Source organism: Anaerolineae bacterium, from assembly GCA_013178015.1.
In the GTDB taxonomy this organism is placed as follows: Bacteria; Chloroflexota; Anaerolineae; order DRVO01; family DRVO01; genus Ch71.
Window position 1 is genome coordinate 53,537 of the sequence record JABLXR010000030.1, and the last position, 12,463, is coordinate 65,999.

Here is a 12,463-nt window from a genome sequence, read left to right on the forward strand (position 1 = left end):
CGGGGCGCATGAGGTAGCGACCGTCTCCTGCAACGGCGTTGCGGTCGTTCTCCCTGCTAGCTGCAGCCTGCCCCTCACTTTGTCCCGGAGGGCGGCTTGCGGGACAATGGGGGGTACGAAGAGGGGGTCGGCGATGGAGGACGATGCCATCCTGATAGTGAAGGAGGGGCCCGAGCGCGGTCGACGCTGGCCGCTGGTGCGGGACAGGATCGTCATTGGCCGCAGTCCGGAGGCCGATGTCTGCATACCGGATCGCCGCATTTCCAGCAGCCACGCCGAGATCAGCCGTCGGGATGGGCGGTACCACTTGCGCGATCTGGGGAGTAAGAACGGCACGTACGTGAACGGCCAGCTTCTGGACTCGGAGCGCGTGCTGACGGACGGCGACGAGATACACCTGGCTCTGGTAGTAACCCTGACTTTCGTGGATGCAGGGCGGACGATGCCCCTCATTTTCGGCGGTGCTCTGGAGCCGGGCCTCAAGCTGGATCCCCAGTCCCGGCGGGTCTGGGTGAGTGGCTGTGAGCTGGAGCCTCCGCTGTCCCAGGCGCAGTTCCGGCTGCTCCAGTTGTTGGTGGAGGCCAAGGGCGCGGTGTGCTCCCGGGACGAGGTCATGGCGGCTGTCTGGCCGGGCGAGGCGGAGGAGGGCATCACGGAGCAGGCCATCGATGCCCTGGTGCGGCGCCTTCGGGAACGACTGGCAGAGGTGGACCCCGACCACAGTTACGTTCTGACGGTTCGGGGGCACGGTTTCCGGCTGGAGCAGAAGGGGGTGTGACGGCGTGCCAGCTCCGCGGGGCGATAGGCTTCGTGGTTGTGGCTGCCACATGATGGTGGTAGAGGGAGCGGGTGCCGCCAGAGTCTGCCGGCAGGCAGGAGACTTGAACCAAACAACAGAATATGTGCTAGACTAAGGGCGAACCAAGATAGCCGCAGGGCACGCCGGGAACATTTCAGCAGCGGGCGGAGGCTACGGCTATCGCACAACTGCGGCGTGCCGATGCTCCGCCATGGGAGGTCCACATGGAGGATAGCCTGGGCAAGGTCAATGCTTGGGCCAGCCGCGGGACGCTGGAGCAGTTCCGGACGGAAGCCCGAGCACGCCTGGACGCGCAGAGGTTCGACATCGAATTGGTGGGCGATTCGCTCATGTTCTACCAAAAGCGGAAGGAGGGTGGCATTCTCGGCTTGGGTGCCAAGTGGGTGCGCAAGCCCGTGCTGCGCATCTCCACCACCGAGAACGGGCTGCAAGTACAACCGCAGCCGCTGGACCCTGAGTTCCTCGACTATTTGGCGGCACGGCTCTCCGTGCACTAAGCGGCATGCCCGACGGGCTCGCGCTTGTCGGAGATGAAGGACGGTGCCACCCCCCGACGTGCCTCTGGCCGGACCGGGCCTTCGTCACCAGGCTGGCGCTGTTCGTCACCCCGACTTGTCGGCCGTCGGTGATCCAGTCCTGGATCACCGACGGCTATCCCTGTTCCAGCGTCCCCGTGTGCCAGGAGTTCCGCGACTTCTGACTCCCCCAATGTAGCTGACCGGGGCACGTCACCGGCGGGCGGTTACTGTCGCCTTTCTTCCCCTTATGTGCGACAATACCGTCACGTGGGCAAGGGGGAACCGGTGTCGGAGCCGCTCGACCGGGATACCGTTCACCAGGCGTTGCTGGCGCTGTACGACAACGTGCAGCTGGCGCAGGCCCGCCTCGTCGAGCATTTCCCCGGCGTCCAGGCTACCCTGGCTGTGGACGAGCGGGCGGAAGCCACGCGGTCGTTGCTTCTGGAGGCGCTCGACTCGTTGCGTCCAGCCCGGCCGTTGCCCTTTGGCTCCCCCGGCGCCCGCAGCTATGACGTACTCAGGCTGCGCTACCTGGAGCGCATGCGCATCTCTCGCATCGAGGACGAGCTGTCTATCGGGCGCCGGCAAGTCTTCCGGGACCTGGAGGAGGCCGAGGCCAAGCTGGCCGAGGTCCTGACGTCCTGGGCCCGGTCGGGGAAGGACGTGGGGGCTCTCGCGTCGGCAGATGATACCCTGAGCGACGAGTTGCTGGCCCTGGTCAGCAGTCCGGGACAGGTGAGCCTGGCCGAGGCGATAGCCGAGGCCCTGGCGGTGGTGCAGCCCCTGGCGGAAGAGCTGGGGAAGGCAGTGGAAGCCCCAGCCCCCGGCACCGCTGACGACTACGTCCTGGCCGACGCCAGCATGCTCCGCCAGGTGTTGGTCCAGCTGCTCTGCTGTGCCGCTCAGGCCAGCTCCGGCCACGTCGAGCTGACGATGGCCGGGGACGGCGACCCCGAGGAGGCGGTGGTGGAGCTGCGGTTCCAAGGTCGGGTGGATGCCACCCAGGAGCGCCGCCTGGCGGACGCCCGACGAATCGCCCTCTCCCAAGGCATTGGTTGCCACCTCGGGGGCGGGCCGGAGGATGGCTGGGCCATCAGCCTCCACCTGCGGCGGGGGCGGCCGGTGTCGGTGCTGGTGGTGGAGGACAACCCCGGCGCCATCGAGCTCTACCGGCGCTACCTCTCTGCCCGTTGCTGGCGAGTGCACAGCCTCTCGGATCCCCGAGTGACGGCGGAAGTGGCCCGCCAGTCTCTCCCTGACGTGATCGTCCTCGACATAATGATGCCTCGCCTGGACGGGTGGAGCGTACTGAGGCACCTGCGACAGCAACCGGAGACGGCCAACATCCCGGTGCTAGTCTGTTCGGTAGTAGAGCAGCCCGAGTTGACGACGATCCTGGGGGCCAATGCCTACCTGACCAAGCCAGTATCGGAGGGAGCCTTCATTGCCGCTCTTCGCCGTTGCCTGGCGGAGCCGGGGCGGTAGAGCCGCGCAAGGACGTCTCCAGCAGAGCCACCAGCTCCCCGGGACGGAACGTGCCCCGCTTGCTCAGGGAGAAGGCTGCGCCTTCGGTGGTGAGCTGGTCCTCGCCGGGTGTGGCGGCGCTCACGGCCACTACAGGGATGTGCTCCAGGCCGGGGTCGGTTCGCATCTGCCGGAGTACCTCGAAACCGCTGACCTCGGGCATGACCAGATCGAGCAGGACCAGATCCGGCGGGGATTGCCGCAACTTGGCCAGTGCTGCTCGGCCGTTGTAGGCAAACTGAAGACTGTAGCGCCGATCGCTCGCTGACTCGATCATGCGGCTGAGAAGCTGCACAAATCCCCGGTCATCGTCAACCAGCAGCAGGCTGGCCTCGGCTGGCCCTGGCGGCAAGACCTCCGCCAGCACCGCCATCACGTCCTCTTCCGACACGGGCTTCACCAGGGTGGCGGCGAATCCGCTCCCCTGGGCCAGGGACTCTCTTCTGGGCAAGCTGGCCCGAATGAGGGAAGCGCCCTCGGGCAGGTCGAGGAGGAGCTCGGCACCGGAATACCCGTCCGCTTCGGCGGAGCCCAGGATGACCGCCACCGGGCGTAGCCTCTCGGAGGCGGCGGCCAATTCCTCGCGGCTGCGGACGGTGATGAAGTCATAGGCATCGAGGCGACGGCTGAGGTAGGCAGCGGAGCCGCCTTCACCGTCCAGTACCAGGACCTTGGGCTTCTCCCGCGGCTGGCTCACCGGCAGCGGGGTGACCTGTCCCACTCGAGCGGTGCTCTTATCCTGGACGGGGAGGGCGAAGGTGAAGGTAGTTCCCTGACCCAGGACGCTCTCCGCCCAGATGCGCCCACCATGAAGCTGCACCAGACGCTTGGCGATGGCCAGGCCCAGCCCCTTGCCCGCCTCCGGTTCCTCTTTGGGCCGGCCGACCTGATAGAACTCGTTGAAGATGGTGCTCAGTTCCGCCTCCGGGATGCCCCGGCCGGTGTCGGTCACGCTCACCACCACTTCCCCCGCTTCTAGGGCGGCCCGCACCGTGACCGAGCCCCGATCGGTGAAGCGGATGGCATTGACCAGGAGGTTGAACAGCACCTGCCGTATGCGCTGGGGGTCTATCAGGAGAGTGGGCAGCTCGGGTGCCAGGTCCACGGCCAGGGTGAGCCCCTTCTCCAGAGCCAAGCTGCTGACCACCTGGACTACGTCCTGGATGAGAGGCTGCAGGCCGGTGGGCTGGCGTTGGATGGGCATGGCCAGCGCGTCTATGCGGGCCAGGTCCACCACATCGTCCACCAGGCGGGAGAGGTAGGCGGCGTTGCTTTGGATCTCGGCCAGGTCGCGCATCAGGGCCTCGCTCCAGGAAGTGTAGCCGTAGAGGTGAGGCTTGCGGCAGATGAGCTTGCTAAAGCCGAGGATGATGTTGAGGGGAGTACGCAGTTCGTGGCTGAGGTTGGTGGCGAAGCGGTGTCTCAGGTCTCGGAGGAGGTCGGCCTCATTTCGAGCTAAGGCCAGGTCGTAGTTGGTCTGCTGGAGGAGCTGGTAGGAAGCGTCGAGGTCTCGGATGGTGCGGTTGAGCTTGCCGCGCTGGTCCTGGAGTTGTTCGGCGAGGACGGTGGACTCCAGGCTTCGCTGCCAGGACCAGTTGAGGAGGTGGTAGAGGGGGCGGAGGACGAGCCAGGTGACGATGCCGGTGGCGATGGGGAGAAGGATTAGCGGCCACTCCGGGTGGGGACGCATGACGAAGCTGGCCACGGCCGCGGTACCGATACCCCAGACTGCGGCCCAGGCGGGGCGGAGGAGGACTCCTGATATGACCACTGGCAGGGTCAGGAAGGCGAGAGCCGACCGGGGCTCACCCAAGCGAACGCCGAGGCAGACCAGAGCCACCAGCCCTAGGCACAGAGCTAGGGCAGCCAGCTGCGGGGAACGCTGCTGCAGGGTGTAGCCGGCCACGGCCAGGAAGGAGCCCAACGAAACCAGGGCAAGCAGGGCCGCATCCGATGGCACGTTGACCAGTCCGTACCATCCAAGGAAGGCTGCCAGCGCCAGGGTGACAAGCAGGGAGTTGAGGACTGGACGCCTCAGGTCATCATCATGCAGCGCAGGGACAGATCGCTTTCGGGGCTGGCCGAGCTCTCGAGACATGAGCACCGCTTCCCTTCTGATCAATCGTGGGGCGACAGGCGTTACCGGTTGCTTGCCGCATCGAGTACGGCCGCATGGGCGGGAACATAGGCAAGAATAGCATCTCCACGTCTTTCTGTCATCGATCTACTGCGCCACGGGGATCAGGTCTCTGTCACCCTTGTGTCACCTCTGCACCATCACACTTGCGGCCGGTAATGGAGTAAGATGGCGCTGTCGGCTCTCCGCTGGTCTCGTGCCTCTGCCGATTGAGGAGGGAAAGATGAGCAAGGAAGGAAAGGTCTCGCGGCGTTCGTTCGTCCTCGGAGGGTCTAGGCTCGTGGGTGCCGCAGGCGCAATGGCGGCGCTCTCCGCCTGTGCCGCTACGCCGCAGGTGGTGGAGAAGGTAGTCAAGGAGACCGTGGAGGTCGAGAAGGTCGTCAAGGAAACGGTGGTGGTCGAGGCCACAACAGCCCCGCGATCGGCTGTAGTCCAGATTCTCATGCCGGAGTTTGGCGAGTACTACGATCAGATCCTGGTGGATACGAGCGACTGGTTCAGGGAGGATCACCCCGAGGTGACTTTCGAATGGTCATTCGCGCAGCAACACCAGGAGAAGCTGCTGACTCAGATCGCCAGCGGGTTGGCACCCGACATAACGTACGTCAACTACATCAACGGTGTCAGCATAGCGTACCGCGGCGTGCTGCTGCCCATGGACGAGTGGTTTGCCGCCGCAGGGCTCAGCACCGATGACTTCCTCTATGGTGTGATGCACTCCTACATCTGGCGGGGCAGGGCCTATGCTATGCCCATCACTTACGATGCCATGGGCTTCTACTGGAACAAAAATGTCTATGAAGAGGTAGGGCTGGATCCAGAGCAGCCACCCAGGACCATCGCTGAGCTTGAGGCGCACTCCGACAAGATTCTCTTGAAGGACGACGCTGGCAACATCCAGCGAATCGGCTACAGCCCCAGCTCGAGCACTTTCGTTCTGTTCGCCTTCATGCGGGGCGGGCAGTTCTACGACGCGGAGAACGACCTCGTCACTGCCGATGATCCGCCCAATGTCGAGGACCTGGAGTGGGAGGTAGCTCAAGTCGAGAAGCTGGACGTGGATCGGATGAGTTCGTTCTGGTCGGCAGCTCCTGGCTACTCATCTCCAGGGAACCCCTTCACCGTGAATACCCAGGGCCTGGTCTATGGCGGTTGGTGGAACGCTGACTTCTACGAGAAGGTAGAGGGGCTCCGGTATGGGTTCACCAATGTGCCTTCGCTCACAGGAGATCCCGCAGAGCAGGAGAAGCTGTTCCAGCCATCCTGGGCCGTGGCGGTGCCGCAAGGGGCCAAGGAGCCAGAATGGGCCTGGCGGTACATCAAGTACTTCACCGTCGACAACGGGGTGGAGTGCGGCCTGCACGCCGAGCAGTCGTGCTGCTACCTCCCCATCGTGGAGGAGTGGATAGACCGCTGGGTCGAGGAGAAGATGGCGGGCCAGATCAAGGAGTATGGCAAGGAGTTCTTCACCAATGCCATGCTCTCGGCGCGCTGGTGGCCGGCCATGCCTGTGGCGGCTATGTACAACACCGAGGTCTCGCGCGCCTACGACTTCGCTATCCACGGCCAGGGGACACCGGCGGAGGTATTGGCCAAGACGAGGGAGACGGTGCAGGCAGAGCTCGACGGCGTGTTGGCGGCGCTGGGCGGCTAGAGCCCAGGCCAGCGCGCCAGTGTCGTTCCAAGAACGGGTAACCATGCCTGACCCAGAGCCACTCCAACGGCGGGGATGGGTCCCGCCTTACAGAGAGAAGCCGCTTCACTCTGCTGGCGGACCCCCGTCCAGCAGAGCAGCCGACAGGCGACCGCCGCTACGGTAGCAGGGCCGTCCCCGGAGGATTGGTCCGATCCTCTGGGGACGGCGGGACCTGAGGAGATAGCCTTGACGAGCCAGGATTGGGACAGCGAGGAACTCAAGCGAGACGCTCTCCGATACATCCTGCCCAACTTTGCCGACAACGTGGAACTGGGCAAAGAACGTCCCTACATCTTTGTCCGGGGCGAAGGCTGCTACGTCTACGACATAGACGGCAACCGGTATCTGGACACCTTTGCTTCGCTCCTAACGACCATATCGGGCCACAACCGGCCCGAGGTGGCTCGAGCGGTGCAGGAGCAAATGAGCCAGCTGGAGTTCTTCCCCAACTACGTTGACGGGTTCACGGTTCCGGCGATCAGGTTGGCCAAGAAGCTGGCGGAGATAGCGCCGGGGGACCTCTCGGTGACGTTCTTCGTCAACGACGGATCGGAGGCGTGCGAGACGGCCATCAAGTTGGCCAAGCAGTACTTCTGGGAGAAAGGTGAGCGGAGCCGGTACAAGATCGTGGCCCGGCGCTACTGCTACCATGGCGCGACCTATGGGGGGCTTTCGGCCACCGGGCTGCCCTGGTTCCGGGAGCCCTTCCACCCACTCACGCCAGGCTTCGTCCACGTGATGCCCCCATACTGCTATCGCTGCGAGCTGGGTCTGGAGCCTTCTTCCTGCGGCATCGCCTGTCTGCGTCAAACCGAGGAGGTCATCCGCTGGGAGGGCCCCAAGTCGGTGGCGGCGGTGATAGTAGACCCCATCGCGGGATCGAACACAGGCTATCCGGTACCGCCCGACGGCTACTTGCAGGGTCTGCGCGAGTTGTGCGACCGGTACGGCATTCTGCTCATCTTCGACGAGGTCCAGACGGGGTTCGGCAAGACGGGGAGAATGTTCGGCTGCGAGCATTGGGGTGTCGCTCCTGACATCATGGCCATTGCCAAGGGGTTCTCGGGTGGCTACCTTCCCCTGGGGGCGACCCTACTCACTCCTAGGATAGCAGAGGCTTTCAGCAAGCCGGGCTCAGAATTCAGGCACGGGCACACCTATGCCGGGCACCCCACGGCCTGCGCTGCTGCCCTGGCGAACATCGAGATCATCGAGCGAGAAGACCTGGTGGCGCGCGCCGCTCGGATGGGCGATTACCTGAGAAGCCGGCTGGAAGACCTCTACCGCTATCCGGTGGTGGGAGACGTGCGGGGCATTGGGTTGCTGCTGGCAGTCGAACTGGTGGCCGACAGGGTGAAGAGGACCCCGATCGAGCCCTCAATGGCAGTGGGCAGCTGGATCCGGAACCGCTGCTACGAGTTGGGTATCATCCTGCGCAACAACGGCGATATCCTGGTACTGGCACCATCGCTCATCCTTACCAAGGAGCAAGCGGACGAGACGGTGGATACACTGCACCGGGTGATTCCTGAGGCGATTGATAGGTTCGGGCTGTGAGGTTTGGTCCGGGGGCAGAACCGTGGACCGCGGGTCGGGTAGACTGCGAGGGCCGCGGCCGGACGACGTCACTGCTCGCCTGGTGGGGACATGAGGCGGGAAACTAGGGATGGGGCGTAGCGAATGACCACGTTAGGTGACAGGGCCGTCCTCGGCGGCAAGAGGATGGGCATTGTGCGCTTGAGCCCCAGGGTAAGACGGAAACTGCGGAACGGCCTTCTGTTTACGTCTCCATGGCTCCTTGGCACGCTCATATTCACCATATACCCCATTGTGGCTTCTCTGTACTACAGCTTCACCGACTACAGCGTTCTCGCGTCCGGCCGGTGGGTTGGTCTCCTGAACTACCGAGTCATGTTCTTGCGAGACGAACGCTTCTACACTGCGCTCAAGAACACCCTCGTCTATGCTTGCCTTCTCGTGCCCATGAGTCTGACCCTGGGCATCAGCATCGCGGCCCTTCTGAATCTCAAGCTGAGGGGCATGGGGATATACCGCGCTGCCATCTACCTGCCCACGGTCATCCCGGCCGTAGCGGCCTCCATCGTGTGGCTGTGGCTCCTGGATCCTCAGTACGGGGTGGCGAACGACATTCTGCGGCGCCTGGGGGCACCGACGATTGGATGGCTGAGCGACCCAAAGTGGGCCAAACCCTCCCTGGTGCTTATCAGCACGTGGGGGCTGGGGACCACCGTCATCATCTATCTCGCAGGGCTCCAAGATGTACCGGTGTCGCTCTATGAGGCCGCCGAACTGGACGGTGCTGGCGTGCTGCGGCGATTCCGGCACGTGACCCTGCCCATGCTCAGCCCGACCATCTTCTTCAACTTGGTGATGACGCTCATAGGCGCGTTTGGCTACTTCACCACTGTGTTCGTGCTCACTCGAGGGCAGGGAGGGCCAGTGGACTCCACGCTGGTCTACTCCCTTCTGCTCTATAACAACGCCTTCGTCTACTACAAGATGGGCTACGCTTCCGCCATGGCCTGGATTCTCTTCATCATGGTGTCACTGGTCACCTACCTGGTGTTCAGAAGCTCCGGTCGGTGGGTGTACTACGGGGGTGGCGGGTGAGTACCGAACAACTGCGCTCGGCGGAGCAGACGTCATACCTGAAGGTCACCCTGGGCTGGAAGGCGCGGCGGCGGGCTCGGAGGGCTCTGGAAGCCGTGTTCGGGTATCTGCTTCTCACGCTGGTGGCCGCGGCGTTCCTCGTGCCGTTCGTGCGCATGGCAACTACGTCTCTCATGCCTGTGGAGCAGATCCTGGAAGTGCCCCTGACCTGGGTGCCCCGGCGCTACATCTGGTCAAACTACCCCGCTGCACTGATCTACTTCCCCTTCTTTCTCTTTCTGCGCAACACCATGATCATCTGTGTCTTCACCGTGGTGGCCACGGTGGCGTCGTGTGCCCTGGTGGCCTACGGCTTCTCTCGAATCAGCTGGCCCGGACGCAACCTGGTGTTCGCCATTCTGATTGCCACCATGATGATCCCATACCATGTCACTCTGATCCCGACCTTCTTGATCTACAAGTGGCTGCGATGGCTGGACACCCTGAAGCCCCTGACGATCCCTGCTCTCACCGGCAGTGCCTTCTACATCTTCCTCCTCCGCCAGTTCTTCATGACTATCCCCAATGATCTGTCAGAGATGGCGGAGATGGACGGCGCGGGTGACTTCCGGGTCTTCTGGAACATGATCCTGCCCCTCTCCAAACCGGCGCTGTCTGCGGTGGCGGTGTTCACCTTCCTGGGAAGCTGGAATGACTTCCTCTGGCCCCTGCTGGTGCTGAACAGCGAGGACAAGTACACGCTGTCGCTGGGGCTCTATCGCTACATCGGTCGCTACAGCGCCCAGTGGGGCCTGCTCATGGCTGCCTGCACCATGGTCACCGTGCCGGTGATCGTGCTGTTCTTCGTGGCCCAAAGGTATTTCGTTCAGGGCATCACGCTGACCGGCATCAAGGGGTAGCCACATAGCCACGGAAGACGCAGAGACTCAGCGCAAAGGAGCCGTGACTCGCCGGAGGGAGGGGGCCCGAGGAATCAGGGGACGGACAGTGTACCGTGGTCTGCCCCTCTTTGCTGCCTCCCTCTATGGCTCATTCCCCAGGAGGTGGCAATGGCGTCCGTAAGCATGAAAGACGTAGGTTGGGTATGGGAAGGCCAGGGCATGGACCCGGGCGTCCCTCCCTCGGTGTTCGGCGTGGGCGAAGGAGCGGAGTTCTTCGGTCTGCGCCGGGCGATCTACATCTTCCACCCCAACGACGACCTCGGGCTGGGGAAACTCAGCCACCTGGACGAAGTCGCGTGCGACATCTCCAAGTGGAAGTTCGAAGAGACGAGTCGGGGAAGCTGGAAGAACTACATCGACTCCAGACCAGACGTGGTCCGGGCCGAGGCCGAGAACCTGAGCCGGCTGTCCCTCAAGTATCGCAACGTCACCGGCGGCTTCCACGACGATATGTGGGGCCTGGTCAAGCGAGAGGGCTACACCCCGCAGCAGTACGCGGACATCCACGCCGCCCTGCGCAGCGCCAACCCCGACCTCAAGCTGTGGGTGGTGGTCTACACCCACGAGCTAGATCCGGCCAACTGGCAGCCCTTCCTTCCCTACATAGATGTCGTCAACCTGTGGGTGTGGAACGCGAAGGAGCTGCCGGGCTTGGAGGATGCCGTCAGGCGGTGCCGGGCGATCTTCCCGGGCAGGCCTCTGAACGTGGGCTGCTACCTGCGCGACTACCCCACGGCTGCGCCCGTGCCTATGGACCTGCTCAAGCTGCAGTGGGAGTACGTCCGTCGCGGCCTCGATGGGGGCGAGATAGACGGCTTTTCCATCCTCGCGACGGTGCTGATAGACGGGCAGCAGGAGCAGGCCGAGTGGGTGCGCAGATTCATCGCTGCGCACTAGGCACCCGGTGCTGCGGCGACCTAGGCGTGCTGTGTCCCCCTGCACAGGAGCGGCGTATCCGGCCACAGGAGGCGTGTTGTGACTAGACTGAAGATCGCTGTCGTGGGCGCTGGAGTGGGGAGAGCGCAGAGTTGGATGTCCACGCTGCGGAAGCTGTCCCAGCTTAGCGACCTCTACCAGTTCACGGCCTTGTGTGAGGCCATCCCGAAGCGGGCCAGGGAGAACGCCGAGCGCTGGGGGGTGAAAGGCTTCACCAACCTGCTGGCGATGCTGGACGAGGCGAAGCCCGACGTAGTCCTCAATTGCGCCCCCTCGGACAGCAACTCGATGGTGCTCGGCCTCTGTGCCCCGCGAGGGGTGAACCTGATCACCGAGATACCCATCGCGCCCACGCTTGGCATCGGTGACTGGATGATGGCCATGGCGAAGGAGCACGGCATCAAGCTCGAGATCACCGAGCAGGTCTACCTGTGGGCCCGGGAGCAGCTGAAGCGCAAGATACTCGACTCCGGAATCATCGGCGAGATCACGCACGCCCGGCTCTGGTACGTGAACAAGGCGGACTACCATGGGCTCAATGGCGTGCGTATGCTGATCGGCAGCGAGGCCAGGCGGGTGTTGGGCTATACCGGCAGGGCTCCGGTGCCCCACTTCGTCGGCTACGAGGGCGACCTGGTGACCGAGGATGCCTGGGACGCGGCCATCATTGAGTTCGACAGCGGAGTCGTCTGTCTCTTCGAAGACCCGCCCAGGGGGCGGCTTACCGCCCGCTGGGACATCGAGGGGAGTGAAGGCCAGATAGTGGGCAGCGACCTCTACATCGGTCCTCTGGAGGGTGCGTCTCAGCACTACCCGTTCCGACACGAGTACACTGAAGCCAACGGCACCAGGATTCTTGACCATGTGCGCGTGGACACCTCTCCGCCCATCGTGTTCGAGAATCCATACAAGGAGTACCAGGCAGCCGATGACGACGAAGTGGCACGCATGCAGCTTCTGGTCGGCTTCCACCGGGCGGTCACCGAAGATACCGAGCCCGAGTACGGGCCGCAGAACGCGCGCAAGGATCTAGAGCTGCTGTTCGCTCTGCGGGAGAGCGCGCGCCTCGGCAACGCTTGGGTCGAGCTGCCGCTGCGCGGACCGACGGAACTGGAGAAGCGGCTCGAAGAGGAGTTCCTTCGCCTGTACGGTCACTCGCCATTCGACGCCCAGGCGCTGGCCGGCGTGCGCATCCCCCGCGGTGGAGTGCGTTGGCGCGTGGCCGGTTGGGACTAGCCAACCACTCACTACGTAGGAGGG

General features: G+C 63.9%; 11 protein-coding genes. 10 read left to right on the top strand and 1 reads right to left on the bottom strand.

Features of this window, described 5'->3' with window-relative positions; genetic code table 11:
• Positions 1-133: 133 nt before the first annotated feature.
• From HPY83_12335 to HPY83_12350, 4 genes are all read left to right on the top strand, one after another.
• Positions 134-778 (top strand): FHA domain-containing protein, encoded by a 645-nt coding sequence (locus tag HPY83_12335; GenBank protein ID NPV08732.1) that lies wholly within the window; start codon positions 134-136, stop codon positions 776-778.
• A gap of 245 nt (positions 779-1,023) precedes the next feature.
• Positions 1,024-1,317, top strand: coding sequence for a hypothetical protein (locus HPY83_12340; GenBank protein ID NPV08733.1), 294 nt, complete (start codon positions 1,024-1,026; stop codon positions 1,315-1,317).
• A 5-nt stretch (positions 1,318-1,322) separates the two neighbouring features.
• Entirely contained in the window at positions 1,323-1,520 is a 198-nt protein-coding gene (locus HPY83_12345) for a hypothetical protein (GenBank protein ID NPV08734.1), read from the top strand.
• A gap of 103 nt (positions 1,521-1,623) precedes the next feature.
• Entirely contained in the window at positions 1,624-2,823 is a 1,200-nt protein-coding gene (locus HPY83_12350) for a response regulator (GenBank protein NPV08735.1), read from the top strand.
• Here the strand turns inward: HPY83_12350 and HPY83_12355 are convergent.
• Positions 2,780-4,960 carry a response regulator gene (locus HPY83_12355; protein ID NPV08736.1) on the bottom strand — a complete coding sequence of 727 codons (2,181 nt, stop codon included), beginning with the start codon at positions 4,958-4,960 and terminating at the stop codon, positions 2,780-2,782. The genes HPY83_12350 and HPY83_12355 overlap by 44 nt on opposite strands.
• A 262-nt stretch (positions 4,961-5,222) precedes the next feature.
• Between HPY83_12355 and HPY83_12360 the strand changes: the two genes are divergently transcribed.
• The 6 genes from HPY83_12360 to HPY83_12385 all read left to right on the top strand — a co-directional run bounded on the left by HPY83_12360 (position 5,223) and on the right by HPY83_12385 (position 12,439).
• Positions 5,223-6,653, top strand: coding sequence for an extracellular solute-binding protein (locus tag HPY83_12360; protein ID NPV08737.1), 1,431 nt, complete (start codon positions 5,223-5,225; stop codon positions 6,651-6,653).
• 228 nt (positions 6,654-6,881) lie between these two features.
• Positions 6,882-8,252 carry an aspartate aminotransferase family protein gene (locus tag HPY83_12365; protein NPV08738.1) on the top strand — a complete coding sequence of 457 codons (1,371 nt, stop codon included), beginning with the start codon at positions 6,882-6,884 and terminating at the stop codon, positions 8,250-8,252.
• A 165-nt stretch (positions 8,253-8,417) separates the two neighbouring features.
• Positions 8,418-9,326, top strand: coding sequence for a sugar ABC transporter permease (locus HPY83_12370; GenBank protein ID NPV08739.1), 909 nt, complete (start codon positions 8,418-8,420; stop codon positions 9,324-9,326).
• Positions 9,327-9,481: 155 nt separating this feature from the next.
• Positions 9,482-10,225 carry a carbohydrate ABC transporter permease gene (locus tag HPY83_12375; GenBank protein NPV08740.1) on the top strand — a complete coding sequence of 248 codons (744 nt, stop codon included), beginning with the start codon at positions 9,482-9,484 and terminating at the stop codon, positions 10,223-10,225.
• A 150-nt stretch (positions 10,226-10,375) separates the two neighbouring features.
• Positions 10,376-11,164, top strand: coding sequence for a hypothetical protein (locus tag HPY83_12380; protein ID NPV08741.1), 789 nt, complete (start codon positions 10,376-10,378; stop codon positions 11,162-11,164).
• Between the two features lie 78 nt (positions 11,165-11,242).
• Positions 11,243-12,439: a Gfo/Idh/MocA family oxidoreductase gene (locus tag HPY83_12385; GenBank protein ID NPV08742.1), complete on the top strand. Its 1,197-nt coding sequence runs from the start codon at positions 11,243-11,245 to the stop codon at positions 12,437-12,439.
• Positions 12,440-12,463: the final 24 nt, after the last annotated feature.

Excerpts from the sequence above, each read along its gene's own strand:
- HPY83_12380 (NPV08741.1), top strand. The coding sequence starts at position 10,376 with ATGGCGTCCGTAAGCATGAAAGACGTAGGTTGGGTATGGGAAGGCCAG.
- HPY83_12335 (NPV08732.1), top strand. The coding sequence starts at position 134 with ATGGAGGACGATGCCATCCTGATAGTGAAGGAGGGGCCCGAGCGCGGT.
- HPY83_12360 (NPV08737.1), top strand. The coding sequence starts at position 5,223 with ATGAGCAAGGAAGGAAAGGTCTCGCGGCGTTCGTTCGTCCTCGGAGGG.
- HPY83_12345 (NPV08734.1), top strand. The coding sequence starts at position 1,323 with ATGCCCGACGGGCTCGCGCTTGTCGGAGATGAAGGACGGTGCCACCCC.
- HPY83_12355 (NPV08736.1), bottom strand. The coding sequence starts at position 4,960 with ATGTCTCGAGAGCTCGGCCAGCCCCGAAAGCGATCTGTCCCTGCGCTG.
- HPY83_12340 (NPV08733.1), top strand. The coding sequence starts at position 1,024 with ATGGAGGATAGCCTGGGCAAGGTCAATGCTTGGGCCAGCCGCGGGACG.
- HPY83_12370 (NPV08739.1), top strand. The coding sequence starts at position 8,418 with ATGGGCATTGTGCGCTTGAGCCCCAGGGTAAGACGGAAACTGCGGAAC.
- HPY83_12375 (NPV08740.1), top strand. The coding sequence starts at position 9,482 with ATGGCAACTACGTCTCTCATGCCTGTGGAGCAGATCCTGGAAGTGCCC.